Below are 22,644 nucleotides of genomic sequence, written 5' to 3'. Positions count from 1 at the left end.
ACTTTGTTTCAGTTGTCAGCCGGTCCTGAAGGACTATTCGCTCCGCCACACGTCGTAGGCGTTTTCAGGCAATTGCTTGAACTGCCGGAAGCTGATGCCTTTCACATGTTTTGCGGCGGCAACCTGATCTTCGGGCTCATAAAGCGGGATGGCGTAAGCCTGGTCGACAATCGCAAAACGCTGCAGCTTGGCATAAACCTCGAAACGCTTTTTTTGATCGAGGGTCGATGCCGCCGCGTTCAGCCATTGCGCCAGTTCCGGCGCTTCGGCGCGGCTGTAGTTGATGGTGCCACCCTTCTGAAGCGGCAGGTAATGATATTCGATGTCGATCGCATCCGTCGGCGTGTTGGAATTGGCGATGGAGCCGAACTGGCCGGTCTTGCGGCGATCCGTATAGGTGCCCGCATCGACATAATTGATGGCGAGGTCGATGCCCGCCACTTGCCGGGCCTGCGCCTGCAGCGCCTGCAGGAGGACATCGCGCTGATCGCGCACCGTGGCCTGCGCCTGCACGACATCAATGGTCAGACGCTTGCCGTCCTTGGTGCGGAAACCATCCGCATCCTTCTCGCGCCAGCCCGCTTCGTCCAGCAACCTGTTGGCCAATTCAGCATCTGCCCCGTAGGCGTTCTCGATGCTCTTGTCATAAAACTGCGGATCAATCGGCGAGGTGATGCCCCAGGCACGGGTGCGTTCACCGCGATAAACCGCCTTCAGGACCTTGTCGATATCGAGCGAAGCGAGGAGCGCCTTGCGTACTTTGACATCCTGCGTCGGACCCCAGGTGACATTGAGGAAGAGCGAGTAAGGCGTGCCCGTGTTGAGCGCCGTCTGATAGGTGAAGTCGGGATTGTCCTTGAAGAGAGCCGCGTCGTTGCCCGAAATCCCTTCGATCACATCGAGCTGCCCGGAGGTCAATGCACCGGTCCTTACCGAGGATTCCGGCAGGAAACGATAGGTCACCTGATCGAGATAGGCCGCCCCCTGGTGTTTGGCGGTCTTCGGCGCCCAATTATAATCGGGGTTCTTTTCGAACTGGATTTCCTGACCCTTGACGTAGCGCTTGAGAATGAAAGGACCGGTTCCGGCAACTTCCGGTCCGCCAGCCTTGATTTGCGGCGATGCAAAAGCAGCCGGCGACAGGATTTCGAGGCCCGCGACATAATCGAGGAAGGGCGCGTAAATGTCTTTCAGGGTGAAAGATACCGTATGGGAATCGACGGCCTTCAGCTCGGCGATGCGCGAAACCGGACCGGCGCTGACGCTGGTGGAATAGGCAGGATCTTTAAGCTTTTCGAAATTGGCGATCACCGCCTGCGCATCGAATTTCTGGCCATCGGTGAAGGTGACGTCGTGGCGCAGCTTGAACGTATAGGTCTTGCCATCCTCGGAAATGCTGTGGCCGGTCGCGAGCCACGGCACATATCCGCCATCGGCAGTCCGCGCCAGAAGCGATTCATAGGCGTTTCGCAGCAAAAGTTTGGTCTTGTCCTGGCCGTTCAGTTGCGGATTGAGCGTCGCCGGTTCCGTCTCGACACCCCAGGTCAATGTACCGCCACTGACGGGCTTGGCGTCCTGCGCAGAAGAGAGCACCGGGAAGGCCGAAATTGCCAGCAGCGCGGTGCCTGCGACGACGAACTGTCTGCGATTGAGCATGCTTAAACTCCATTAAAATATTGAATCGCCGACGGATCAGGCGTTTTGCTGAAGCCAGATATCGTAGGCATTATCGGGAAGGCGTTTGAAGGGTCTGAAGCCGACGCCCTTGACCGCGACCGAAGCGGCAATCTGGTCGTCGGGCACATAAAGCGGCAGGCCGAGCGCCTGCTCCAGAAGCGCATAACGCTGCAATTTCGCGTAGATTTCGAAGCGTTTTTGCTGATCGAGCGTCGATGCGGCCTCGTCCAGCCAGGTGGATATTTCCGGCGCCTCGGTGCGGCTGTAATTGATCGATCCGCCCTTGTCGCGCGGCAGATAGTGGAAATAGATCGTGACGCCGTTTTCCTGCGTCGTCGTCGAATTCGGAATAATGCCGTACTGGCCATCCTTCTGGCGGCTGGAATAGGTCCCCGCATCGACATATTGCAAGGCGAGATCGATACCGGCATTCTGGCGCAGCTGTGCCTGCACCGCCTGCAGGAGAATATCGCGCTGGTCACGCACGGTCGATTGCGACTGCACGACCTCGATCGTCAATCGCCTGCCGTCCTTCACGCGGAAACCATCACCGTCGCGGGCGGACCAGCCGGCTTCATCGAGCAGGCTATTGGCGAGTTTCGGATTGAAACCATAGGTCTGCTCGATACTCTTGTCGTAGAAATCGGTATCCGCGGGGGTGAGAATACCCCAGGCACGCTTGCGTTCGCCGCGATAGACAGCCTGCAGGATCTGGTCCACGTCAACCGCCGCCTGAAATGCCCTGCGTATTTTAACGTCGGCAGTCGGCCCGTAATTGACGTTGAGGTAAAGCGTATAGGGCGTACCGGTATTGATTGCCGTCTGATAGGAAAATTCCGGGTCGTCCCGGAAGAGACCGGCATCATTGCCCGGAATTCCCTCGATCACCTGGACCTGACCGGAAGACAGAGCGCCACTGCGCACGGCGGATTCCGGCAGGAAACGATAAGTCACCTCATCCAGATAGGCTGGTCCCTGATGGCCGGCGGTCGCCGGTGCCCAGTTGTAACCGGGATTTTTGACGAAACGGATTTCCTGACCCTTGACGTAGCGGTCGAGAACGAACGGGCCGGTGCCGGCAATTCCAGGCCCACCCGATTTCAGCTGCGGTGAGGAGAAGGCCCGCGGCGACAGGATTTCAATACCGGAAGCGCCGTCAAGGAAAGGCGCATAGACCCGCCCGAGCTTAAGGACGAGCGTGTGCTCGTCCACGGCAAGCGCTTCGGTGACGTGAGACAGGTGGCCGGCGCTGATACTGCCGGAATAGGTCGGCTCCTTCAGCTTGGTGAAATTGAGCGCCACCGCGGCAGCGTTGAACTTCTCGCCATCGCTGAACGTCACATCGTCGCGCAGGATAAAAGTGTATTGTTTGCCGTCATCGGAGATCGAATAGCTTTTAGCCAGCCATGGCGCATAACCGCCATCGGGCGTACGGGCCAGAAGCGACTCATAGGCATTGCGTAGAATGAGCTTCGCCTTGGCCTGCCCGTTCAGATGCGGATTGAGCGTGCTTGGCTCGGTCTCCACAGCCCAGATCAACGAACCGCCGCTTGTCGGCGTCTGCGTGGTATCGCCTGCACCGAAGGCGACCCGGCTGCCGGCAAAAATCGCTGCGGCGCCCGTTGCCAGAATGAAATGACGTCTGGTTACCATATCTAATCCCCTGTGCCGAATGGCCTGCCTTCACGCAGCGAGAGCGCGGCTGGCTGCCGCCAGATATTCGATTGTCTTCAGGCGATGCGCGCCGTCGGATACGGGGCAATCGACGACGAACTCGTTGATGCCATGATGGTGATGAAGCCGGAGCAGTTCGGCACGGACAGTGGCCGGCGAACCGCGCACGATAAGTGGGCTGCGTTCCTCGATACGATAATGCGTCGCGCCCGCCTGCCGGGCATATTCCCGGGCCTGCTCCTCGCTGCCGACATTCACGCCCTGCCCGCCTTCGACCTCGACGCGAAAGCGACGGCCTTCAACCGCAAGCGTATCGGCAGCCTCATCGGTTTCGGCAACCACGACGGCCACGGCGAGAGCCGCATATTTGCCGCCGGCGGTTCTGAACGCATCCAGCGCCTCGGAAATGGCCGCCTCATTGCCATGGATATGGCCGGCATAAACGAAGTTCCATCCCAGCCTGCCGGCAAGCCGCCCGCTTTCCGGGCTCGCCCCAAGCAGGAAACGGTTGGGTGGCGAAGGCGGAAGGGGATAGGCCGCAAGCCTGTCTTCACCCCGATTTTCTGCGCCGTCATCGCTGACATACTGCTCGAGATCCTCAAGCTGCTGTTCAAACGAGGGCTTGCGCGCCGGATCATAGGCGCCCTGAAGGGCACGCGTGGAGAGTGGAAGTCCGCCCGGCGCCTTGCCAATGCCCAGATCGACACGGCCGGGCGCAAGCGCTGAAAGGAGCTTGAAGTTTTCGGCGACCTTGTAGGCGCTGTAATGCTGCAGCATGACGCCTCCAGACCCGATATTGATCCGCTGGGTCTGCGCCAACAGAAAACCGATAAGCACTTCGGGAGACGAGCTTGCCAGTTTCGGTGAGTTATGGTGCTCGGCAACCCAGAAGCGCAGGAAGCCGTGCGCTTCCGCTTTTTGCGCCAGCGTCACGGTTCTTTGCAGCGCCGCCACGGCGCTTTCATCGTGATGGATCGGACTCTTGTCGAGAAAGCTCAAACCAAAGGTCATCGACACTCCAGGTAACGGTCGTTAATTTGATAAAATCTATATTTTTAGTGATATAAATAATCGAGCAATGATATTTCCTTATTCAATTGCACAATAAAAGATCATGCCGCGCCAAAGCCGCATGCCTTGCGCCATGCTTCTGCCCGCGGCTGAGGCCGGTGCAAGCTTTCAACGCCTGATCAGCACCGCCCGGACAGCCGGCTTTCGTGTCCAAGCGAGACAAGCCATGCCCGATGTCATCATTCACTCCTCTTTACTTCACCCCTTGACCCAACCTCTCATCGAAGGCCTGATCAGCGAATATGACGGGCGATATGGCGCGACAGATCGCCCCGGCGGTGCGCGCGGCGAGATATTCCGATATCCCGAAGGGCTCTATTCCCCGCCGCTGGGCGATCTCCTGCTGGTGCAGCGAGATGGCAGGACCATTGCCGGCGGCGCCTTCATGAGCCACGACGACGAAACGGCCGAAATAAAGCGGATATGGACCGATCCATCGCTGCGACGTCAGGGACTTGCCCGCACCATCATGTCGGCGCTTGAAGAAAGCGCTGCAGCCCTTGGCTATACCCGCACCTATCTCTCGACCGGATTTCGTCAGCCGGAAGCCGTGGCGCTTTACCTCAGCCTTGGATATCGCCCGCTTTTCGACCCGGCGGCCGATCCGCATCTTTATCGCTCGCTACCTTTCGAAAAGCACATCGGCACCAGGGCCGGGCACAGGGGAGACACGCCCGTCTATCCTCCCGCCGCTTCCTTCGAAGAGGCGACCGCGCGAGTGAAAGCTTTAAAGGAAGGGCAGGAGGCGAAAATCCTGGCTCGCTTTGCCGGGCACAGCGCAGCACGGGCTGGGGCTGGCCGCGATGAACTATCGTACCAGAGCGTGCTTTCCGCCCGTACGGCTCAACCCTCAGCACGGAGTGCGACATGACTTTCGCAACGGATTTTCATCTGGGCATAGACCTCAGTCACCGTTCGCTTGATGTATTCGGGCAAGACAGCAAGTCAAATGGCCTTCTCCGGAGTCTTGACGAAGGTTTCCATCTCATCACCCTTGAAGACGATTTTGCGCGCTCCACAGGCGATGGCCTCGACGCCATATTGCTCGCAAACTGGCTTGGCGCCCGAACCAGCCACGCCGGCATCCTTGCCGGTGCGCCGATCAACTTCCTTGAACCCTTCCATGTATCGACCGCCATCGCCACACTCGATTACGTTACCGAAGGTCGTGCCGGCCTCCTTGCGCAACCGCTTGAGGGCAGCCGGGCGGCTGCGGCAAGACGCGCGACCGGGGAGCTTAACGGCTATCCGGAAAACAACCGCCAGGCGCTCGAACGGGATTTCGATGAAGCGATAGACGTCATCCGTCGGCTCTGGGATAGCTGGGAAGATGACGCCGTCATCCGCGATCCGGAAAGCCAGCGCTTCATTGACGGCGCAAAATTGCGTTATGTCGATTTCAGGGGCGCAAATTTTAACGTCCTCGGTCCGTCGATCACACCGCGGCCTCCACAAGGCCAGCCGGTCATCGCCGCCATAGTGAGACCTGAAGACAGCATCCTTCCGACCTCCGCCGTCGATCTCGCCTTCCTGCGTGCAAGCGAGAGCGAGCTTTTGTCGCTGGTGAAGGGTCTCAAATCCAGACATCCGGAGCTGCGGCTCTTTGCCGACATCGGCATTGGGGCTGACGACCCCGAAAAAGATACGATCCCACAATGGAAGAGTGACGTGGAGACGACGATTTCGCAGGCACATGCATTGGCCGCAGCGGGGCTGGATGGCATCCGCTTCCTGCCACGGCAACCGGAACGGGATCTTGCACCCCTGGCGGATCATATCCTTCCGGCGCTTCGCAATGCCGGACTTGCGCAACCAAGACGCGGATCGACGCTGCGTGACCGCCTGTCATTGCCTGCCGCCGTGAACCGTTACGCCGTCGCAGCCGCCTGAAAGCCATCGGAAGTAACACCATGTCAAAGAAGCAAGTCATCATCGGGGCCCAGTTTCCGGGCGTCAACAACTTCACGGTCTGGAGCGATCCAGCGGCCGGCAGCCAGATCGCCTTCTCGTCTTTCAGGCATTTCGCCGAAACGGTGGAGCGGGGAAAACTGGACTTCATTTTCCTCGCAGAGGGGTTACGGGTACGCGAACAGAAGGGTCGTTTCCACGAACTGGATGTGGTTGGGCGGCCGAACACATTGGCGATCCTGACGGCAATCTCCGCCGTCACCACCAATGTGGGCCTGATCGGAACGCTCACCACAACATTTAACGAGCCCTATCCGTTAGCCCGCCAGCTTGCCACGCTTGATACCCTTTCAAACGGCCGCGCCGGCTGGAATGTCGTCACCTCGCCCGGCGCCTTTACCGGCGCGAATTTCCGAAGAGGCGACCATCTGCCCTTTGCCGAACGTTATGAGCGCGCAAGGGAATTTATCGAGGCGACGCGGGCCATCTGGAAGGGGCAGGATTTTGCCTTCAAGTCCAAGCACTTCGATATCGCCGGCCGTTCCGATCTGCCACCCTCGCCGCAAGGCGCTCCCGTCATCGCGCAGGCCGGAGATTCCGAGACCGGCCGCGAGCTAGCCGCCAGCCACGCCGATGTCATCTATTCCCGCCACGGCACGCTTGAGGATGGGCAGGCCTTCTACAAGGACGTCAAGGCGCGGCTTTCCAGATATGGCCGCAGCGCGGACGACCTGAAAATATTGCCCGGCGCCGCTTTCGTTCTGGGCGACAGCCAGGAAGATGCCGAGGAACGGCAGCGCGCCATTCGTTTGCAGCAGGTAAGCCCGAAAAACGCGATCGTATTTCTGGAGCAGGTATGGAATCGCGATCTCTCTTCTTATGACCCGGATGGACCGCTGCCGGAGATCGACCCCGAAGTCGCCTCTCCTGCAGTTGCGCAAGGCCGTGCAAGCCGTGTCGACGACCGGCTGGAAACCGCCAGCACCTGGCGGGAAATCGCCAGGCGCGAAAAATTGAGCATCCGTCAGCTCATCATCAAGGTGACGGCACGTCAGCATTTCATCGGCACGCCGGAAACGGTGGCGAGACAGATCAACGACTACGTTCAGGAAAACGCCGCCGACGGCTTCGTTTTTGCCCCGCATCTTACGCCAACAGGCTTCGATGAATTCGTCGACAAGGTCATTCCCTATCTTCAGGAATGGGGCGTCTACCGACAGAAATATGAAACGCAGACATTGCGCGGCAATCTCGGCCTCGCCGCGCATTGATCCTTGGTTCACTCCCGGACATACGAGAAATGCCGACAGGCCGCCTTTTTCAAGGCCTGTCGGCACTTGCGTTCAAACGAGTGCGCCACAGAATTCTAAATTCCGTACCCCTTGCTTGATCTTTCAGTCCAGCGCATCAAAAAGCGAAAGATATCGCTCACCACTATCGGGAAAGACGACGGCAATCGTCTTGCCCCTGTTTTCCACGCGCCGTGAAAGTTCGATGGCAACCGCGATGGCAGCGCCGGACGAGGTTCCAACCAGGAGGCCTTCCTCCCTTGCGACAGCAAGTGCAGCCCGCCGCGCCTGCTCGGTCGTAACGGCGACAACCTCATCCACAACGCCCTTGTTGTAAGTCTCCGGCAGGGTGCTTTCCTCCACCTCCGTGACCTTGTGGATGCCTTCGATCGTCGGTGCCTCAGGATTGTCGGGGGACGGAACGGACTCCGGCGTAGGCTCGGCAACGACAATTTTTATTTCCGGGTTTTGCGACTTGAGGAAGCGCCCGGCACCGGAAACGGTGCCGCCCGTACCAACCGTAGCCACCAGAATATCGATGTTTCCGTCGGTATCGCGCCAAATTTCGGGCCCGGTCGTCTCGAAATGCACCTGCGGATTGGCGTCATTGGAGCGCTGACCGGTGTAAAAGGCGTCAGGATTTTCACCCTTGATCCGATCGATAATGCGATGGATCGCATCGGGCTGGAAAAGCTCCTCGTTTTCGATCAGTTCGATCTCGGATCCGAATTGGCGAAGAATATTGATCTTATCCTCGCTGATCGTATTGCGAAGGTAAAATTTCGTGCGATATCCGCGCGCGGCGGCGACAGCCGCAAATCCTATACCGGTATTGCCACTGGTGAGATCGAAAAGAAGATCACCCGGCTTCAATTTGCCGCTCTTCTCCGCTTCGCGAATGATGCCCCATGCGGTTCGGTCTTTCACGCTGCCTGCGGGATTGAGGTACTCGATCTTGGCAAGGATCCTCGACGAAAGATCGTATTTCTCCGCTATTCTGGCGAGTTCCACGAGCGGCGTGTTGCCGACGAGTTCCGTAAAATCACGATAGATCCTGCCCAATTTCGCTATCCTGTTTTGAATTGAAGGGGATGTGAAACGACCCGGACAAGGCGCCGGCTTACCTGGCTTCCATCCGTTGACGAGGAGCAATAGAAGGTTGAAAGCAGGCTTGGCGAAACATCTCCACGCTCAGGCGACACGGTGTTTCGCCCATGATGCAAATCTGCCCAGGCCGATCGTCGCATCGCCACCCGTGCCGCCCAGCTTTCTCACGCGCCAGTTTTTTCGCTCTCACTTCGAGGAGCTACTCCCACACCTCCCTGCGGTGTTGGCAGGGTGCCGTTCACCGCGAAATCTCCCACGATACGGTCGTGATAAATGCGGGGATTGTGCGAAGTTATGGTGCGGGCGTTTCGCCAGTGCCGGTCCAGACCATGGCTGCGCTTTGCCGCGGAGGCGCCAAGGGCATCGAAAAGGATCGTGGAAGCCTCAAGGATCAGATTGCTGACCACGGTCACCGACTGGCTGACCTCAAGATCCGCATTGCGATTTGCCAGCGCAATGCGCTCCTCATCTCCGGAGAGATTGGCCTCATAGGCAGCCTGCAAGGCTTCTGCCGCCTTTAACACGATAACGCCGGCGCTGTAGGCCGCGCCTCTTACCCGCCCCACGACCTGAAGCACCTGTGGGTCTTCGGCAAAACGCGAGGCGTTGCTGCGCTGATACACCCGCTTGCGTTCCGCCACATGACGGGCGATTTCCGTGGCGGCCGCGCGGCCAATGCCGGCAAGCGAGGCCAGATGGACAAGCTGGAAAAAGCCACCTGAATAGCTGAAGCGAAGGGCGCTTGGCTTGATGAGATCATCGGAAATCGCCACGTCCGTAAAACGCGCCGTGCCGCTGGCCGTTAGTGCCTGTCCAAAACCGTCCCAGTCGTTGAGAATCTCAACGCCTTCCGCCTTGGTGGGAACGAGAGCGCCAACCGGTACGCCATCGCCATCCACGGCGCCGAGCGTGATCCAGTCGGCATAAAGCGAGCCGGTCGTATAATATTTCTCGCCGTTCAGCCGCCAGCCGCCGCCATATCGGGTGAGCTGGGTGGAATATGTTCCAATCCGGGCATCTCCCAATTCGGAAAAACCGCTGCCGATGGTTTCGTCCTGTCCGATCCGGGTAAGCCATGCATCCCGCCATGGCGAAGCTGCAGCGTTGAGCAGGTCCTCCGTGAACCCCAGGTGGCTGCGGTAGGCATTGGTGAGATTGGGATCCGCTTCCGCCAGTTCGATGATGAGCCCGAAAAGCTCCGGAAGCGTCAAACCGAGACCACCAAACTCCTCCGGCAGACGCAGCCTGGAAAAGCCGGCTTTTTTCAATGCTTGATAATCATCGAAACGAAGCTCGCGATCGAGATCGTGCCGTATGGAATCCCTGCCAATTTCGGAAAAAATCCCCCGAAAATTCTCGGCTATCGTATCAAAGCGTGCGCTGGGAGCGGAACCCCAGGCCTGGGCGGCATTGGTCATTACAAATTCCTGTCTGTGGACCACTCTGGTGAATATCCCGCCGACCTATGCGGCAGCGGCTTCGGCACCCTGTTCGAAGTCGTGCAAATGAATGGCGATTTCAAAGCCCCGGCGTTTCAGCCAGTGGGCAACCACGCTTGCGCGGGCGCCCAGCAGGTCATCCACCAGAATGACCCGCGCTCCGCGCACGGCAATGGTGCGATAGGCAACACCGAGAAGCTGTCCGCCTTCCGAAGAAATCGAACCTTGCAGGTGTGAGATCGCGAATTCTTCCGGTGTTCTGACATCGAGGAAATAGGTCGTTCGCGCCGTGTCCCGCAACCATGTCTCGGCCGTGACATGATCGATAAACAACACCTCGTCATCGCGGGAGAATGTTTCCAGACGTGTCTTTGCGATGTGCCTGGCGTCATCACTGGCGGGCGAATAGGTTTGTGAAAGACCTGTTTCCAGTTCAAACCCGTCATCCGTCCAGCCGCGCGTCCCATCATGCAAATAGCTGACATCGTTTTCGACACCGGCGTCGATCAATGTCTGGGCGCCAAGGATTGCACGGGGAAGGCCCGCACAGGAGACGACGACCCTTGTTTTGGGTGAGGGCACGAGGTCGGAAAAACGCAGCAGAAGTTCTGCACCCGGCACGCCAATGGCGCCCGGCACGTGCGCCTTTTCATATTCCGCTATTGTGCGGGTGTCGATGACGACAACATCTTCGCCGGCTTCCTTCCACGCCTTGAGTTCGCGGGCGAAAACGACAGGTGTGTTCTTTTCACCGCGTATCTGCTGGACAAAGGGAACGCCAGGAATATCGAATGTCGGCAAGGCGTCAACGCCGCCCTCGATCCACGCCGGAATTCCTCCGCGCAGAAAATGAATGTCGCTCCAGCCTCTGGCGGCCAGCCGCTCCGCCGCCTGCTCAGCGCTTCCCTTGCCATCATCCACCAGAACGGTTCGCACGACGCGGCGTGGAATGAAGCGCTCGATTTCCGCGTCCAGTCTTTCAGCCGGAAGGTTGGTCGCAAACAGCGGCGAGGCATACCCCACCTCTTCCGCGGAGCGAATGTCGAGAACGGCAAGCTCCCTGCCATCTCTCAACCATTCGATGAGACGGTCTTTGGTTACAGCATGTACGGACATTGCGTATCCTCCTGGCAAATCCTGATTTCAGATGCGGGTTTCAGGCGGTGGGATCGAGCCACAGATCGCCGAAACTCCAGTTCAGACCCTGCGCGCCGGTGACGTAGTTCTTGACCCGCTTGTGCGCCACGATCTGGCTTCCCGCCGCGACCAGATCGACCGAGGCGACGTCGTTGTGGATGAGGTGCTGAAACTTGCTCCAGATCACCCAGCGTTTTTTCGGATCCGGCTCGATGGCCGCAGCCTCCAGGAGCGCATCCGCCTCGGGATTGGCGTAATTGGCCGCGTTGGAAAAGGGCAGCCCGATCTTGAAATTCTTACTCCAATAGGCGCGCTGGATGCCGAGCGACGGATCGAAAGTATTGGAAAGGGATTCCACCACCAGATCAAAAGCGCGATCCGTGTAGACCGTCTTCAGATAGGTTGGCAGGTCGTATTTGCGGATTTCGACGGCGACGCCGATCTTCTCAAGCTGGTTGCGAAGCACATCCGCAAAGCCGGGAGCGAGATAGGAATTATAGGTCAAACGCGCTGCAAAACGTTTGCCGTCGTCCTTGCGGGGATATCCCGCCGCATCGAGCAGTTTTTCCGCTTCTCTGGGATCATACCCATGGGCCTTGACCGAGGCGTCGTACCAGTTCGGCAGGGCTGTGCTGACGGGGCTCGGCGATACCTGCGCATAACCGAAGAGCGCCACATTGACGATTTCATCAAGATTGATCGCCTTGGCAATGGCCAGACGGACATCTTTCTTGCGGAAGATTTCGTTATCGTAATTGAAAAACAGCTGTTGCTGCGGACCCGCATAGGCATAGGTGTTGGTGTCCAGAACGAGATCGGGGTTCTGTTTCAACCGTTCGAGATCCGCCAGCGGAACCGGGTTGTCGCCAATATCGACTTCACCCGTTTCCAGTGCCACGGCCCGGGCAGCCGGATCGGTGATGATGCGCAGAATGATGCGATCGAGATAAGGTTTGCCCGCATCCCAATAGTTGGGGTTTCGTTCGAAGATCAGATGGCTTCCCGGTGTCCATTCCGTCAGCTTGAAAGGACCTGTGCCAATCGCGGTCTGCAGCGTCTGGCCGTCGGCAGGCTTCAGCTTTTCGAAAATATGCTTCGGCACAATCGGCGATTCCGAACTCGATTGCGCGGCGATCAGAAACGGCGCCGGTTTGGAAAGAACGATAATCGCGGTCAAGGGGTCCGGCGTCTCCACCGCCTCGACATTCTGATAGGTGATGCGGCCGCGCGGATGGGCTTCCTTCAGGCGGAAAATCGAAAACGCGACGTCTTGCGAGGTGAAATCCTGACCATCGTGCCATTTTACATTTGGGCGGAGTTTGAAAGTGTAACGAAGATGGTCATCCGAAACGGACCATTCCGTGGCCAGCAAAGGCTGCGGATTGAGGTCGAAATCGAATGTGAGAAGACCTTCGACGATCTTCGGGCCGATCGCCTGCCCTGTGCCGGACGACGTGTTGATGGCAAAAAGCGCGTTGCCGGGATCAACACGATAAAGCAGCTTGAGGGTGCCGCCGAACACGGGCCGGCTCGCATCGCTGCTTGCAGCGAATAACGAGCCTGGCAGGGCCGTCCCTGCCGTTGCCAGAAGAAGCATTTTGTTGAACTGGCGGCGTCCTATCGTCATGAAAATCCCCGTTTGAAAACGTCGTTTCGATGACGAAAGCATCGGGGCAAAGCGGCGCGTTCCTAAGAAGAAAATTCTTCTCACCCCGCAAAGAAAACATTTCTTGCAGAATTTTATTCCAATACGTACGCAGCCACACGCCAGAATTTGTGCTGAATTACAGGACTGCCTTGGATCGCCGTTGCGTTTCTTCGCAGCATGGCGAGATAAAAGGAAATCTCGACCGCACGTGTCTGGGACTTGGCATGGAAATGTTGTTTCACTGAAAAAACGCGAATGAGTAAGACATTGCTCGGCACAGAACCTCGCACAGCATATCAAGTCACAGGCGCTTAGCCACCTTCCCCGGCCCTCATCCGGCCCTGCCCTCCACTCCCAACATTCCGGAGTTTCGTACGATGACCCTGCCCAGCTCGATCACCAAACTGGAAATCCCACAGCAGCGGGTCGAGGCCCGTTACGGGGCACAGGCAGCTTTTTCTCCCCCTTTCTGGAACGACACCATCGATGCCTTGCTAAACCATCGAACCGCGCGCGCTTATCTGCCCAAGGCACTGCCGGAAGGCAGCCTGGAACTTCTGGTCGCAGCCGCTCAATCCGCGCCGACCTCGTCCAATCTTCAGGCGTGGAGCGTCGTGGCGGTTCAGGACAAGGATCGCAAGGCGCGGCTTGCAGACTTCACGGGTGGTAACGGCCACATAAAAGATGCGCCTGTCTTCCTCATCTGGCTGATTGACCTGAAGCGCCTGCGAACCGTTGCTTCCAACCATGGCAACAAGGGCGAAGGGCTGGATTATCTGGAAAGCTTCCTTATCGGCGCCATTGATGCAGCATTGGCTGCGCAGAACGCCGTTGCCGCCATCGATTCACTCGGACTTGGCTCCTGCTATGTGGGTGGTATTCGAAACAGACCGGAAGACGTGTCCCGTGAACTGAACCTGCCACCCGAGACGGTGGCGGTTTTTGGCCTTACGGTCGGTTATCCCGACCCTGCGGCGAAAACCGATGTGAAACCGCGCCTGCCGCAATCATCCATTCTCTTTCATGAGACCTATTCGGAAGCGGGAGGGGATGACCTCAATGCTTACGATGAAGTTTTGAAAGTGTTTCAGGAAAAGCAGGGGCTGCCGCAAAATGGCTGGACGGCTCCCATTGCCAAACGCGTGCAGGATGCCGAGGCGCTGAAGGGCCGCGCGGATTTGAGCCACACGTTGCGTCGCCTCGGATTCGGCATCAAATAAACGCCGACGGCCGCAGCCAAGATGTTGCCATCGTCATCACCCGATGGCTAGCCCGTTCACAACCGCTGACAGAATACCGCTGGAAAGAGTTCGGAACCGGCGTCCAGAAGACGCCGGTTGGCGGCCGACCATGGAGGCAGGCTACCAGTTCGTCACCGAACCATCGCGACGTTTCAGATGTGGCGCCTCCCAAAACTCGAAACTCTGTTTGGCCAGCAGGTCTTCATTTACCTCGATACCAAGACCAGGGGCATCAGAAACCGGGTAGAACGCACCTTCGAGCTTCGGCTGGACGGGAAAGAAATCCGAATTGTCGAAACCAAGATGGGTTTCTGCCGGGCTGTTGCGGGTCTCAAGCCAGGAGAAGTTCGGAACGGCCGCGCAGAAATGCACGGTCGCAGCCGTGCAGACGGGTCCAAGCGGATTATGCGGCATCATGTCGACATAGTGGGTCTCGCTCCATGCGGCCACCTTCATCGATTCCGTCAGTCCACCGACATTGCAGACATCGAGGCGGTTGAACTGGTGGATATCCCGCTCGATATAGGGCTGGAACTGCCATTTCGATGAGAACTCCTCGCCAATGGCGAAGGGCACGTCAGTCATCCGCCGCAATGCTTCATAGGCCTCGGGGCTTTCGGCCCGGATAGGCTCCTCCAGGAAATCGAGCGTTCCGGATGGCATCTTCTGGCAGAAGCTTGCGGCCTCCGCGACCGTCAACCGGTGGTGATAATCGATGCCGAGCACGATATCCTCGCCCAGCTCCTCACGCGCTTTCACCAGCCATTTTGCCGTCGCTGCTATATGTTCACGCGGCTCGTAGATTTCTTTCTCTTCATGCCCTGAAGGAGAAAGCCGCATGGCCGTCCAGCCATGGTCGATCAGCATCTTTGCCTGGTCGATCATTTCCGGCCCCGGTGCAGCAAAGGTTGTCGCAAACGTGGGAATACGATCGCGCTGCTTGCCCCCCAGCAATTCATAGACCGGGACGCCAAGCGCTTTGCCCTTGATATCGTGAAGCGCAATATCGATCGCCGAAATCGCCGCCTGCAACACACGCCCGCCCTCGAAATACTGGCTGCGATACATTTCCTGCCAGAGCGCGCCGATCTTGAATGGATCCCGCCCCTTGAGGAATTCCGCATAATGTTCCAGCGCCCCGACCACGGCTTTTTCCCGGCCCGAAAGGCCGCTTTCGCCCCAGCCGAAAATACCCTCATCCGTCTCTATCTTGACGAGAAGCTGGTTGCGAATGCCGACCTTGACGGCATAGGTCTTGATAGTGGTGATCTTCATTGTTTTATCTCCCCTTCGCGTCGCTTACCAATGCCAGAGCGTGCCGTCTTCGAGACGGTTCACGGGTAGATAGGCCCGCTCATAGGGGAATTTGGCGGCAAGCTTTTCGTCGATGTCGACGCCGTGGCCGATCGCCTCACCGGGATGCAGGTAACCGTCGCTGAGGCTCCATGCGCCCGGGAAGACTTCGAGGATCTGAGGCAGATAGCCGGAATATTCCTGGATACCGAAATTCGGCACCCAGAGATCAAGATGCAGGTTGGCGCCGAGGCAGATCGGCGACATGTCCATTGCACCATGGCAGGCGGTGCGAACGTTGTAGATGCTGGCGAAATCCATGATGCGTCGCAGGGCGGTAACACCACCCGCGTGAACACAGGTGGTGCGAATATAGTCGATGAGCTGTTCCTCGATCAGCAGTCGCGCATCCCATATCGTGTTGAAGACCTCGCCGACGGCGAGCGGCGTCGTCGTATGCTGGCGGATCAGACGAAACCCCTCCTGATGCTCGGCTGCGACTGTGTCTTCCAGCCAGAATAACCGGGCGAATTCCAGATCCTTGCCAAGCCTTGCCGCTTCAATCGGCGTCAGGCGGTGGTGGCTGTCGTGCAACAACTCCACGTCCCAGCCATGCGCCTCGCGCACTGCCTCGAACAGTTTCGGTATATGACGCAGATATTTTGAGGTGGACCAGACTTCCTCATGCGGGACGGCGTCGTCCACGGCATTGTTTGTCACCGTCTTGGCACCGGTGCCATAGACATCGGGCAGACCCGGTATCCCGCATTGGACGCGAACCGCCCTGTAACCCTCATCGATGCGCCTGCCGACCGCTTCGACGGCCTCCGCAATGTTGGTTCCCTGCGCGTGGGTATAGCAGAGAACCCTTTCACGGCTCGCGCCACCGAGAAGCTGATAGAGCGGCATGTTGGCGGCCTTGGCCTTGATGTCCCACAGCGCCATGTCAATGCCGGCGATCGCAGCCATCGTCACCGGACCGCGACGCCAATAGGCACCACGATAAAAATACTGCCATATGTCTTCAATGCGGGACGGATCTCGGCCGATCAGAAGCGGTGCGAGATGTTCCTCCAGATAGGCGACGACCGCCTTTTCCCGCCCGTTGAGCGTCGCGTCACCAACACCGGTCAGCCCTTCGTCGGTAAATATCTTCACCGTGACGAAGTTGCGGCCGGGGGAGCAGACGATGACTTTGACATCTGTGATTTTCATGACTTATCCGTTCAATGCATGGTTCGCGACATAGCGCACACGGCTGTGCAAACGCCGATCGCGCGGGTCTGGATGGGGAATGGCGGAGAGCAGCGCACGGGTGTAGTCGTGCGTCGGATTGTTGACGACCTGATCGGTATCGCCGGCCTCAACGATCTGCCCGCGATACATGACCGCAACGCGGTCGCACATGTAACGGATCACCGACATATCGTGGGAGATGAAGACGTAGGAAAGGCCAAGTTCATCCTGCAGCTTCATCATCAGATCGAGAATCTGCGAGCGAAGCGAGACGTCGAGCGCCGACGTCGCCTCGTCGGCGACAATCAACCTTGGCTTGATGGCGATGGCGCGTGCGATGCCGATGCGCTGGCGTTGGCCGCCGGAAAAGGCATGGGGGTAGCGCTCACGCCAGGCAGGCTCCAGACCCACCTGTTCCATCAGCTCCGCCACCCGCTGGTCCAACTCCCTGCCCTTCATGCCGGCAAGCTTCAGCGGTTCGGCAATGATCTGCGCAACCGTTTTGCGGGGGCTGAGCGATCCAACCGGGTCCTGGAAGATCATCCGCACCTCGCGGCGAACCTCCTTCAGCTGCGAGCTGCTCGCCGTCCTCAAGTCGATGACGTTTCCGTCCGGGCGACGATAGTTGATATTGCCGGCTTCGGGATCATAGATACGCAGCAGGCAGCGCCCCATCGTCGTCTTGCCCGAGCCAGACTCACCGACAATGCCGAGTGTTTCGCCCGGCCGGACGGTGAGTGAAACACCGTTCACCGCTTTAACGCCGGATGGAAATGTCAGCGACATGTCGCTGACTTCAAGCAGTGGCGCCGCATCCGCCGGGATCGCGGCACGTTTCAACCTGATGTCTGCCTTGCTCTCCAGTCGCACGACCGAGCCAATCAGCCGCTTGGTATAATCATCCTTCGGTGCGTGGAAGATTTCGTCAACGCTGCCATGTTCCATCACGCGGCCGCGATACATGACGAGCACTTCGTCTGCAATCTCTGCCACCACGCCCATGTCATGGGTGATGAAGATCACGGCCATCCCGTGGCTCTGCTGCAGCTTCCTGATGAGATCGAGAATTTCCGCCTGGGTGGTCACATCGAGCGCTGTCGTCGGCTCGTCGGCTATCAGAACTGACGGATTGCAGGCGAGCGCCATGGCGATCATCACCCGCTGGCGCATGCCACCCGAAAATTCAAATGTGTAGCGATCAATCGCCTGTTCCGCCCGCGGGATTTCCACCTGCTTGAGCAGTTCCAGAACACGCTCACGGCGCTCGCGTTTCGGCGTGCCGAAATGTATGCGCAAGGCTTCACCGATCTGATCACCGATCCGGTGGACGGGAGACAGCGAACTCATCGGCTCCTGAAAGATCATCGCGATCTCCCGGCCGCGAACCTCACGAATCTCCTTGCCGCGGGGGTCGAGCCTCGCAAGATCGACAGTCGATCCGTCCTGGCGCGTCAGGACGATGGAGCCGCCTTCGATCTTGCCCGGCTTGTCGACGATCTGCAGGATCGAGCGCGCAGTAACCGACTTGCCGGAGCCACTTTCACCAACCACGCAGAGCGTCTTGCCGCGTTTCAACTCGAAAGACACACCGTCGACCGCCTTGAAGGTGCCGGTGCGCGTCGTGAAGTAGGTGCGCAGGTCATCAACCCTGAGTATTGTATCATTTGTCATGGTCATCAGGCGTTCTCATAGGGATCGGCCGCATCGCGCAGTCCGTCTCCAAGGAAGTTGAGGGAAAGCACCGCGATGACGATGGCCGCGGCCGGCGTGAAGAGCAGCCAGGGTGCCTGCGCAACGGCACGAATGTTCTGCGCCTCCTGCAGAAGAACGCCCCAGGAGATGATCGGCGGCTGAAGCCCGATGCCGAGGAAGGACAGGGCTGTTTCCGCCAGGATCATCGTCGGAATGGCGAGCGTCACGGTTGCGATGATATGGCTCATGAAGGACGGCACGAGATGGTGGAATATGATGCCAAGTTCACTCATCCCGTCGAGCCTTGCTGCGGTGACGAAATCCTCGTTGCGCAATGAAAGAAACTTGCCTCGCACCTCTCGCGCCAGGCTGGTCCAGCCGAGGAGCGACACAATCAGCGTGATGACGAAATAGGTCCTGAGCGGCGGCCAGCCGACCGGGATTGCGGCCGCAAGGCCCATCCACAGAGGGATCGTCGGTATGGACCGCAGGAGTTCGATGACACGCTGGATCGCCACATCCGTCCAGCCGCCGAAGAAGCCGGAAATGCCGCCGATGGTGACACCAAGCACAAGGCTCATTGCAACGCCCACGAGGCCGATGGAAAGCGAGATGCGCGCGCCATAAACGACACGAGAGAAGATGTCGCGCCCGAGGCGATCGGCACCGAACACATAAAGACTGTCACCAGGGCGCGCATCAACGAGGGCGAACAGCTTGGTCTTCATGGGAATGAAGCCGGCAAGCGTGTAGGGATCGGACGGCACGAAGAAGCCGACGGCAATCGGCTTGGCCGGATCCGCAGAAAACTCGCGCCGCATCGACTGGGTGTTGAGCGTCATCTTAAGCTGATCGACATGCGGCATGAACGCGCCATCGTGGATCAGTGAAAGGCCTTGCGGCGGCGCATAGGTGAAACGCGCATTGGTGGCGTTCGGATCGAATGGTGCGATGAACTCCGCAAACAGCGCGACGAGATACATCAAGGCGATGACAACGAGACTGGCCAGCGCGATCTTGTGCTTCTTGAACTTCAGCCAGAACAGGCGCCACTGGCCGGCAACGGCCAAGTCCTTGCCGCGGAGATCGACAACGGCATCCGTGTCGGAGGGAATCTGGGTCATGTCGGTCATTGCAGTCTAATCCTCGGGTCGGTCAGCGCGAGCAGAAGGTCGGAGATCAACGTGCCGATAATGGTGAGAACGGAGATCAGGAGGATGAGGGAGCCGGCAAGGTACATGTCCTGGGCCAGAAGCGCGCGCAACAGGAGCGGACCGGTCGTCGGCAGGCTCATGACGACGGAGACGATGATCTCACCGGAAATGACAGCCGGCAGTATCCAGCCGAGCGTCGAGATGAGCGGATTGAGTGCCAGCCTGACCGGATAGCGCATCAGAAGCTCGAATTCCGACATGCCCTTGGCGCGTGCGGTGGTGACATAAGGCTTGGAGAGTTCGTCGAGCAGGTTGGCGCGCATGATGCGTACCAAAGCTGCAAGCGAACCAAGGCCAATCACGATCACCGGCAGCCAGACATGTTTGGCGAAATCAGAAAGCTTGCCGAGGCTCCAGGCGGCGTCGGCATATTCGGGAGAAAACAGCCCGCCGACACTCTGACCGAACCATGCGGACATCAAATACATGGCGGAGAGCGCCATGAGGAAGTCGGGCACGGCAAGGAAGAAGAAGGCGAGAAAGGTCGCCGTATAATCCGAGATCGAATACTGACGCACCGCCGAGAGGATGCCGATCGGGATTGCCACTGCCCAGACAAAGCAGAGGGTCAGGACCGACAGCAGCAGGGAAAAACCCAGACGGCTCCAGATCAACTCCGTGACCGGCTTGCCAAGCTCGAACGAAATACCGAAATCACCGCGAAGGACGATACCTGCCATCCATTTATAGTACTGGAAATACATCGGCTGATCGAGACCGTAGCGCTCGCGCATGGCGGCAAGCGTTCCGGCCTCGACCGCGCCGCCCTGGGCGGCCCAGTCGGCCATAAGCGTCGTCAGATAGTCGCCCGGTGGCAACTGGATGATGGCAAAGGCGATGATCGATACGGCGAACAGCGTCGGAATAGCGAACACCAGCCGTTTGGCGATATAGCGAAGCATGAGCAATGACCATTTCGGGGTGTGGTGTGGCCGGAAGCTTCATGCTTCCGGCCAGGATCTCTGGGATCGTTTATTGGGCTTTTTCGAAGTACCACTGCGAGAGGGTCGGTGCCGGGTGCCAGAGGTTGCCGGTGATCGGAATGCCGTTCACGACATTTTTCAGATCCTTGGACACCATCATATATTTGGGCATCGGGCGGGAAATGCCGATATTCAGGAAGTTTTCCGCCGAAAGCGTCAGGAACTCCTTCATCCGCGCCTTGCGATCATCATCGCTGGACGACGCATTGACCTTGTCATAGGCGGCCATCAGAGCCTTGATTTCGGCCGGTGGTTCCTCGCCCGTCTGCGGATTGGCATACCATTCGGCCCACTTTACCGCGAAGAAGATGTCGGCCTTCTGGAACGGCATGTAGCAACGTGGATCGGTATAAACCTCATTCAGCCCGCCGACGCAGTTCCAGATATAGGCATCCTGCTCATTGGCGTTCCACATCGAATTCAGACGCGCGCGATCAGTGGTACGGATCTGGATGTCGATGCCCACTTTCTTGGCATATTCCTGCACCATCTGCATGATGTCGGGATAAGAGAGGCCGAAGGCATCCGCCACCATGAAATTGATCGTGAAGCGTTTGCCCGTCTCGTCGAGACGATATCCCTGACCATCCTTGTTCGGCATGATCTCATCGAGCGCAGCATTGGCCGCAGCCGGATCATATTCCGTGTATTGCGTCGCTTCCTTCTCGTTGAACAGTTCGTTCTCGGGCTGCACCGCCACCTGGGCCGGCGCGCCCTGCCCGACATAGACCAGATCGATGATCTCCTGCCGATTGATCGCATGGCTGAGCGCGATGCGGAAATCCTTGTTCTGGAAAACCTTCCTCTTCACGGGATCGGTGGAGTTGAGGTTAAGCAGGATGACCGCATCGTTGGCCGGCAGGTCCTTGACGTCGACGAAGCGGAAGTTGCCGCTCTCCTGGCCATCAAACAGCACCGACTTGAAAGTCGCGTTGTTGATGTGGCGGAAAGCAAAGTCGAACTCACCGGCGGTCATCTTCAACGCCATCAACTGTGGATCGTCCAGCTTTGCCCAGGTCACATTGTCGATATAGGGCAGCTGGTTACCTTCGCTGTCGACCTTCCAGTAATAGGGATTGCGCTTTGCTGCGACCCGTTCGCCATCCGCATAGGGAATGGTCAGGATCCAGGGATTGAGCGTCGGCAATTCGAGGTTTTGCCAATATGCCGGCTGAAAGGTCAGCGAGACCTTGGAGTTGAACAGTGCGACCCAGTCCCCTGCCGCCGGATTGGCCTTCAGCAGAGCCGGAATGCCGTCCTTGTTGTACTTCTCATGGAACTGGCTGAGATAATGCTTCGGGTAGATGACGGGCAGATGCCCCTGACCATAGGCCAATTGCTGCAGGAACAGGCCGTAAGGCGAGTCAAACTTGAACTCTACCGTCTGCTCATCGATTTTACGCACTTTGACGGGTTTGCCAGCGACCGTGAAGGTAGGATTCTTGGCCGGCGAAAGCGCCGGGTTCATGAATACATCCTCGTACCAGAACATGATGTCGTCGACGGTGAAAGGCTGACCGTCACTCCACTTCAGGCCCTTGCGAAGCGTGAAAGTGTAAGTTGTGGCGTCATCGGAAACGGTGAATTTTTCGGCCAGCGACGGCTCCACCTTGCTCCATTTGGGATCCCACCTGACGAGCAGTTCGTTGGCAATCGTTCGCGTCAGATTGTACTGATCGCCGTTCGCCAGAATGGTCGTCCGTAATGTACCACCATACTTGCCGACACCGTCCACCATCGTCTCGACAAACGGATTTTCCGGCAGCCGCTCAGCCACGGCAGGCAATGTACCCGCCTTCACCTGCTCCTCAAGCGCCGGCGCCTGTTTGTAGTCTGCCGCCCACGTCGGAAACAACCCAGCCGAAAGTGCGACCGTGACGATTGCAGCGGACACACCAAGTCGATTCAGCACACGCTGATAGCTCATAAATTCTCCTCCCGCCGGATACCGGCTCTCCCGAAACGCACCCTCCCCGGGCACACATCACACGATAACTCACAGATCGTACATTATTTGTCAACAGCGATGTATGCT

At 58.4% G+C, this 22,644-nt stretch carries 17 protein-coding genes; 4 read left to right on the top strand and 13 right to left on the bottom strand.

Annotated features, from left to right (window positions below; translation table 11 throughout):
• Positions 1–33: 33 nt before the first annotated feature.
• The 3 genes from AC1ROR_RS13435 to AC1ROR_RS13425 are packed head-to-tail and all read right to left on the bottom strand — an operon-like array spanning position 34 to position 4,362.
• The gene (locus AC1ROR_RS13435) at positions 34–1,656 is read right to left on the bottom strand and encodes an ABC transporter substrate-binding protein (RefSeq protein ID WP_498589696.1); all 1,623 of its coding nucleotides are present in this window, start codon (positions 1,654–1,656) and stop codon (positions 34–36) included.
• Between the two features lie 36 nt (positions 1,657–1,692).
• Entirely contained in the window at positions 1,693–3,330 is a 1,638-nt protein-coding gene (locus AC1ROR_RS13430; protein ID WP_498589695.1) for an ABC transporter substrate-binding protein, read from the bottom strand.
• Positions 3,331–3,360: 30 nt separating this feature from the next.
• A complete protein-coding gene (locus tag AC1ROR_RS13425) occupies positions 3,361–4,362 on the bottom strand; it encodes an MsnO8 family LLM class oxidoreductase (protein WP_498589694.1) in 1,002 nt (333 codons plus the stop codon).
• Positions 4,363–4,588: 226 nt separating this feature from the next.
• Between AC1ROR_RS13425 and AC1ROR_RS13420 the strand changes: the two genes are divergently transcribed.
• Genes AC1ROR_RS13420 through AC1ROR_RS13410 form a run of 3 tightly spaced genes read left to right on the top strand, consistent with a single transcriptional unit; the run spans position 4,589 to position 7,601 of the window.
• On the top strand, positions 4,589–5,293 hold the full coding sequence (locus AC1ROR_RS13420) for a GNAT family N-acetyltransferase (protein WP_498589693.1): 705 nt from the start codon (positions 4,589–4,591) through the stop codon (positions 5,291–5,293).
• Positions 5,290–6,312, top strand: a complete 1,023-nt coding sequence (locus AC1ROR_RS13415) for an LLM class flavin-dependent oxidoreductase (protein WP_498589692.1) — start codon at positions 5,290–5,292, stop codon at positions 6,310–6,312. Before AC1ROR_RS13420 ends, AC1ROR_RS13415 begins: the two co-directional genes overlap by 4 nt.
• Positions 6,313–6,332: 20 nt before the next feature.
• Positions 6,333–7,601, top strand: a complete 1,269-nt coding sequence (locus AC1ROR_RS13410) for an LLM class flavin-dependent oxidoreductase (protein ID WP_498589691.1) — start codon at positions 6,333–6,335, stop codon at positions 7,599–7,601.
• 123 nt (positions 7,602–7,724) lie between these two features.
• On the opposite strand, the gene AC1ROR_RS13405 is transcribed toward AC1ROR_RS13410, so the two are convergent.
• From AC1ROR_RS13405 to AC1ROR_RS13390, 4 genes are all read right to left on the bottom strand, one after another.
• Complete coding sequence (locus AC1ROR_RS13405; RefSeq protein ID WP_498589690.1) at positions 7,725–8,681, bottom strand: PLP-dependent cysteine synthase family protein; 957 nt, start codon at positions 8,679–8,681, stop codon at positions 7,725–7,727.
• Positions 8,682–8,890: 209 nt separating this feature from the next.
• Entirely contained in the window at positions 8,891–10,144 is a 1,254-nt protein-coding gene (locus AC1ROR_RS13400; RefSeq protein ID WP_498589689.1) for an acyl-CoA dehydrogenase family protein, read from the bottom strand.
• A gap of 45 nt (positions 10,145–10,189) precedes the next feature.
• Positions 10,190–11,281: a rhodanese-like domain-containing protein gene (locus tag AC1ROR_RS13395; protein ID WP_498589688.1), complete on the bottom strand. Its 1,092-nt coding sequence runs from the start codon at positions 11,279–11,281 to the stop codon at positions 10,190–10,192.
• 40 nt (positions 11,282–11,321) lie between these two features.
• Positions 11,322–12,929 (bottom strand): ABC transporter substrate-binding protein, encoded by a 1,608-nt coding sequence (locus AC1ROR_RS13390; protein WP_498589687.1) that lies wholly within the window; start codon positions 12,927–12,929, stop codon positions 11,322–11,324.
• 398 nt (positions 12,930–13,327) lie between these two features.
• On the opposite strand from AC1ROR_RS13390, the gene AC1ROR_RS13385 reads away from it, so the two are divergent.
• Positions 13,328–14,170 (top strand): NADPH-dependent oxidoreductase, encoded by an 843-nt coding sequence (locus AC1ROR_RS13385; protein ID WP_498589686.1) that lies wholly within the window; start codon positions 13,328–13,330, stop codon positions 14,168–14,170.
• A 141-nt stretch (positions 14,171–14,311) separates the two neighbouring features.
• Here the strand turns inward: AC1ROR_RS13385 and AC1ROR_RS13380 are convergent, their stop codons facing one another.
• From AC1ROR_RS13380 to AC1ROR_RS13355, 6 genes are all read right to left on the bottom strand, one after another.
• Positions 14,312–15,466, bottom strand: coding sequence for a mandelate racemase/muconate lactonizing enzyme family protein (locus tag AC1ROR_RS13380; protein ID WP_080838515.1), 1,155 nt, complete (start codon positions 15,464–15,466; stop codon positions 14,312–14,314).
• A 24-nt stretch (positions 15,467–15,490) separates the two neighbouring features.
• The gene (manD, locus tag AC1ROR_RS13375) at positions 15,491–16,699 is read right to left on the bottom strand and encodes a D-mannonate dehydratase ManD (protein ID WP_142171079.1); all 1,209 of its coding nucleotides are present in this window, start codon (positions 16,697–16,699) and stop codon (positions 15,491–15,493) included.
• Between the two features lie 3 nt (positions 16,700–16,702).
• Positions 16,703–18,397, bottom strand: a complete 1,695-nt coding sequence (locus AC1ROR_RS13370; RefSeq protein ID WP_498589685.1) for an ABC transporter ATP-binding protein — start codon at positions 18,395–18,397, stop codon at positions 16,703–16,705.
• Entirely contained in the window at positions 18,397–19,545 is a 1,149-nt protein-coding gene (locus AC1ROR_RS13365; protein ID WP_498589684.1) for an ABC transporter permease, read from the bottom strand. Before AC1ROR_RS13365 ends, AC1ROR_RS13370 begins: the two co-directional genes overlap by 1 nt.
• Entirely contained in the window at positions 19,542–20,528 is a 987-nt protein-coding gene (locus AC1ROR_RS13360; protein WP_080838527.1) for an ABC transporter permease, read from the bottom strand. Before AC1ROR_RS13360 ends, AC1ROR_RS13365 begins: the two co-directional genes overlap by 4 nt.
• Before the next feature lie 70 nt (positions 20,529–20,598).
• Positions 20,599–22,536: an ABC transporter substrate-binding protein gene (locus tag AC1ROR_RS13355; RefSeq protein ID WP_035226879.1), complete on the bottom strand. Its 1,938-nt coding sequence runs from the start codon at positions 22,534–22,536 to the stop codon at positions 20,599–20,601.
• Between the last annotated feature and the right edge of the window lie 108 nt (positions 22,537–22,644).

Source organism: Agrobacterium sp. GW821-FHT14E08 (assembly GCF_058803865.1).
The sequence above is the reverse complement of the archived record's forward strand: the minus strand, read 5'-3'. Positions and strand labels throughout refer to the sequence as shown.

Coding starts and splice junctions, on each gene's coding strand:
- AC1ROR_RS13435 (WP_498589696.1), bottom strand. CDS start 1,656: ATGCTCAATCGCAGACAGTTCGTCGTCGCAGGCACCGCGCTGCTGGCA.
- AC1ROR_RS13430 (WP_498589695.1), bottom strand. CDS start 3,330: ATGGTAACCAGACGTCATTTCATTCTGGCAACGGGCGCCGCAGCGATT.
- AC1ROR_RS13425 (WP_498589694.1), bottom strand. CDS start 4,362: ATGACCTTTGGTTTGAGCTTTCTCGACAAGAGTCCGATCCATCACGAT.
- AC1ROR_RS13420 (WP_498589693.1), top strand. CDS start 4,589: ATGCCCGATGTCATCATTCACTCCTCTTTACTTCACCCCTTGACCCAA.
- AC1ROR_RS13415 (WP_498589692.1), top strand. CDS start 5,290: ATGACTTTCGCAACGGATTTTCATCTGGGCATAGACCTCAGTCACCGT.
- AC1ROR_RS13410 (WP_498589691.1), top strand. CDS start 6,333: ATGTCAAAGAAGCAAGTCATCATCGGGGCCCAGTTTCCGGGCGTCAAC.
- AC1ROR_RS13400 (WP_498589689.1), bottom strand. CDS start 10,144: ATGACCAATGCCGCCCAGGCCTGGGGTTCCGCTCCCAGCGCACGCTTT.
- AC1ROR_RS13395 (WP_498589688.1), bottom strand. CDS start 11,281: ATGTCCGTACATGCTGTAACCAAAGACCGTCTCATCGAATGGTTGAGA.
- AC1ROR_RS13390 (WP_498589687.1), bottom strand. CDS start 12,929: ATGACGATAGGACGCCGCCAGTTCAACAAAATGCTTCTTCTGGCAACG.
- AC1ROR_RS13385 (WP_498589686.1), top strand. CDS start 13,328: ATGACCCTGCCCAGCTCGATCACCAAACTGGAAATCCCACAGCAGCGG.
- AC1ROR_RS13380 (WP_080838515.1), bottom strand. CDS start 15,466: ATGAAGATCACCACTATCAAGACCTATGCCGTCAAGGTCGGCATTCGC.
- manD (WP_142171079.1), bottom strand. CDS start 16,699: ATGAAAATCACAGATGTCAAAGTCATCGTCTGCTCCCCCGGCCGCAAC.
- AC1ROR_RS13370 (WP_498589685.1), bottom strand. CDS start 18,397: ATGACCATGACAAATGATACAATACTCAGGGTTGATGACCTGCGCACC.
- AC1ROR_RS13365 (WP_498589684.1), bottom strand. CDS start 19,545: ATGACCGACATGACCCAGATTCCCTCCGACACGGATGCCGTTGTCGAT.
- AC1ROR_RS13360 (WP_080838527.1), bottom strand. CDS start 20,528: ATGCTTCGCTATATCGCCAAACGGCTGGTGTTCGCTATTCCGACGCTG.
- AC1ROR_RS13355 (WP_035226879.1), bottom strand. CDS start 22,536: ATGAGCTATCAGCGTGTGCTGAATCGACTTGGTGTGTCCGCTGCAATC.